The 3880-nt window shown below is 39.2% G+C and carries 4 protein-coding genes, 1 pseudogene and 1 riboswitch; all 5 genes and pseudogenes read right to left on the minus strand.

Annotation, left to right across the window (positions count from 1 at the left end):
- The coding region (gene thiD / locus N3C_RS14495) for a bifunctional hydroxymethylpyrimidine kinase/phosphomethylpyrimidine kinase (RefSeq protein ID WP_178377848.1) at nt 1-260 on the minus strand (260 nt) is incomplete at its 3' end.
- Between the two features lie 33 nt (nt 261-293).
- On the minus strand, nt 294-1454 hold the full coding sequence (gene cytX, locus N3C_RS14500; protein WP_074366705.1) for a putative hydroxymethylpyrimidine transporter CytX: 1161 nt from the start codon (nt 1452-1454) through the stop codon (nt 294-296).
- A 41-nt stretch (nt 1455-1495) separates the two neighbouring features.
- Nucleotides 1496-2176 (minus strand): HAD family hydrolase, encoded by a 681-nt coding sequence (locus N3C_RS14505; protein ID WP_074366706.1) that lies wholly within the window; start codon nt 2174-2176, stop codon nt 1496-1498.
- Nucleotides 2173-2814 (minus strand): thiamine phosphate synthase, encoded by a 642-nt coding sequence (gene thiE / locus N3C_RS14510; protein ID WP_074366707.1) that lies wholly within the window; start codon nt 2812-2814, stop codon nt 2173-2175. Before thiE ends, N3C_RS14505 begins: the two co-directional genes overlap by 4 nt.
- Nucleotides 2801-3621 (minus strand): annotated as a pseudogene (thiM, locus tag N3C_RS14515) (hydroxyethylthiazole kinase). The gene thiE and the pseudogene thiM overlap by 14 nt, the downstream one beginning before the upstream one ends.
- Before the next feature lie 88 nt (nt 3622-3709).
- A riboswitch (TPP riboswitch) is annotated at nt 3710-3818 on the minus strand.
- Between the last annotated feature and the right edge of the window lie 62 nt (nt 3819-3880).

Here is a 3880-nt window from a genome sequence, read left to right on the forward strand (position 1 = left end):
ATTTCAATTAATTTTGCCGATGAAACCATACCAATTTTAACTGCATCCGGATAGATATCAGTAAAAATACTGTCTAACTGTTCGCCTAAAAATTCCGGAGTGACTTCCATAATACCCCTAACACCGGTCGTATTCTGTGCTGTCAAGGCTGTAATCGCACTCATGGCATATACACCAAGGGCGGTCATTGTCTTAATATCTGCCTGGATACCGGCACCTCCGCTTGAATCGGTTCCTGCTATTGTTAATGCTGTTTTCATATTTTTCTCCCTTCCTTTTTATGTTTATAAATATTAATCCTTTATTATCTTGTGTACTGCAACACAAATGATAATCGTGATAATCATATCCGGTAGTGTATTGCCGAAGATAAAGTCCACATTCATTAAAATCCGATACAGAATAAATCCAATAAACCAAATGACCAAATTAACAATATCAAATGCCTTTGTGCTATTATCCCGCTTTAGAATGAAGAAATCTGAAATTTGCACTGCAATCATTGGCGCAAAAATTGAACCAATAAGGTAAAGGAAACCTGTAATATTGTCCATTGGATAAATGATCGCAGCAATTATGCCAACAACAGTCGCACCAACAGCAATCCATTTACCATTCAGCTTTGCTGATATAGCTTCGCAAGAAATACCTGCTGACCAAGCGTCCAAGAAGGTGGTTGTAACTGTGGAAAAAACTATAATGAGCAGTCCCATAATACCACCTGCTTTTAGTATGATCTGTGCAATATCATATTCTCCAGCGTAGATAGCTGCGCCCATGCCGATGATATACATCCAGCAACTGACAATGCAGTAAACAGCAGAACTTGCGGCTGTAGCTGCAACAGGCTTTTCTGCCACGCGCGTATAGTCGCTGATGAGCGGGAGCCAACTGAGTGGCATAGCTACAGAAAGTTCTACTGCTGCACCGAAGGTCATGCTATCATTGAATGTACTGAGCGGACTTGAACCTGTAAAGATCTTGCCACAAAGAATCAATGTCATAATAAAAAGCGCAGCCATAGCTACAGTGTTTACCTTGCCAAGATTTGTAATACCTATCAGAATCCATACGATGATGAGAATTCCAATGACCAGGCACCAAACCCACCGTCCTGTGGAAAATATTCCATCAGCAGCTAATGCACCGTCATAGATCATAATGGCTGTCCAGCATACCAACTGCAGGATGTTGCATGAAGAAAACAAGATGCTGCCTTTTTCGCCGAAACTCATTTTTACAGTCTCCATTGCACTTTTTCTAACCATGCCACCTATCAGACCTGCTAAGAAGAACATCATACAGCCGATGATATGGCCGACGATAATAGCTGCCAGTCCTTTTTGGAATCCAAGCGGAGCAAAATATGTACCCGTAAGAATCTCAGCAATGGATACAGCCGCACCAAACCAGATTAAGCCATTTTCAAATATTGATGTATGATTTTCTTCCATGATTTTTGTCTCCTTTGCATCATAAATGCAATTCTTACAATTTATTTTCCTTCGTCTTTATATCTTTCGTTTATTTTTTCTAGTAGGCCATGAAAATCGTTCAACTTATTTAAAAATATGTCACAAGTCTCCTTAATCTCTTCTATATTTTCAATACCGGAAGAATCATATACCCCTACTGTTCTGAATCCAGCATTTTTTGCAGTCCTAATTGCGTATAGAGCATCTTCAAAAACCCATGTATCCTTTGGAAGTGTTCCCATATACCCGGCCGCAGCCAGATAGATATCTGGCTTTACTTTACCGGCACCTACTTCAGTACAGGTAAATATCCTGTCAAAATAACTTATGACATTAAGCCTTTTCAAAGCTTCTTCCACAACATGCCTGTCACTGGATGTAGCAGCCGTCATTCTTATCCCGGCCTGTTTCATATCTTTTAAGAACTGCTCCGCACCATCCTTTAGCCGAACCTGATAATAATAGAAATCTTCAATTGTATGGTTAATTCCCGTTATTATTTCTTCCTTATCCATATCCAGACCGTACCTGTCCTTTAAAAATTCAGCTCCTTCTGGCATGCTCATGGAAAACATGATTTTGCCAAGCCCGGTTTCTGCCTCAATTCCCATACTGTTCAAAAACATTTCCGCTGCATTATCCCAGACCGACATTGAATCCAGAATAGTCCCGTCCAGATCAAAGATTGCCCCTTTAATCATGCCTTCACCATCTTTTTTACTAACTCTTTTAACTGTACTGTAGCATTCACTATGTCTGGCTGCGCAAAAATTGCACTGATCACAGCTATTCCGCATATTCCGGAACCAGACAATTCCATTATATTATCCTTGTTGATGCCTCCAATTGCCACAACAGGTATACTTACAGCTTCACAGATTGCTTTTAAAGTTTCATAGCTAACGTAATCCGCATCTGCCTTAGAGCTAGTATTAAAAACTGCTCCAACTCCTAAATAATCAGCTCCAGCTTTCTCTGCCAGTATAGCTTGTCTCACCGTCTGAACCGAAACTCCAAGAATTTTATCCCTGCCTATCAATTCACGTACGTTTCCAGCTTCCATATCTTTCTGACCTACATGGACACCATCAGCATCCACCGCTATGGCTATATCAACATTATCATTTATAACAAATGGAACATAATATTTTTTACACAATTTTTTGATCTCTTTTGCTTCCTCGAAAAATTTCCCTTCTTCCAGTTCTTTTTCTCTAAGCTGTATAAAGGTTGCACCACCTTTCAGTGCCTTTTCCACTGCACTTTTAAGTGTTTCACCGTTAAGCCATGACCTGTCAGTTACAGCATATAAAAGTAAATTATTCTTATCTAATTTCATATTTCGCTCCTTCTTCCAGTGTTTTACCATCCATATTATAAATTGCATCAATAATTCTGTTTCGATATGTGGAATTTCCATCGCAAGGCTTCATATTATTCCATGCAATTTCTCCTGCAAGCCCCATAGCACACACAGCAGCAGCCGCTGCCTCAAGCTCATTCTCCGGATTGGCAACAAGAAAAGCTGTCATAATTGCAGAAAGCTGGCAACCGGTGCCTGTGATTCTTGACATTTCAGCTCTGCCATTTCTGATGACATAGCACTTATCTCCATCACTAATAATATCAATTGCTCCAGTAACTGCTATAATGCATCCTGTCTTTTTTGCATATGCTTTCACAAAAGTTATTGCATTATCAAGAATATCTTCTGTTATAGCATCTGCAACATCAGCGTCAACACCCTTTGTACTCCCATTTCCGAGGGCTAACGTCTTAATTTCAGAAATATTCCCGCGGATTGCATTAAACTTAATTTCTTTCATTAAGCTAACTGCTGTATCTGTTCGGAGCTTGCTTGCGCCAGATCCTACCGGATCAAGCAGAACCGTATGCCCCAGTTCGTTTGCTTTTTTCCCGGCACGAAACATGGAAAGAATTGTATTTTCATTTAGTGTTCCGATGTTAATATTCAGACCTCCACAAATAGATGTTATTTCTTCCACTTCTTCCAAATCATCTGACATAATAGGACTCGCTCCGCAGGCAAGGAGTACATTTGCAACATCATTCACGGTTACATAGTTTGTAATATTGTGAATAAGTGGCTTTTTTTACGGACATTCTCAATACATTCTTTTATCATGATCATCTCTCTCCTTTATAAAAAAAATGTGATTTTTAAAATCAAATAAAAAAACTGCATACATACCAACGAAGGTATATATGCAGTAACCTCTTCTTATTATATCCCTACGTTGGCATTACCCAAATCAGGTTCTAAGGGTCTAAGCAAACAGCTTACTCTCAGCCTGCTTAAAGCAAGCTCCCCTTTATATTCACTTTAACTATATTATAATTATACTACAGCACAACAAAAAAATGCAATCTTTAATTTCTGCTCG

This window comes from Clostridium sp. N3C (genome assembly GCF_900095445.1).
In the GTDB taxonomy this organism is placed as follows: domain Bacteria; phylum Bacillota; class Clostridia; order Clostridiales; family Clostridiaceae; genus Clostridium_AU.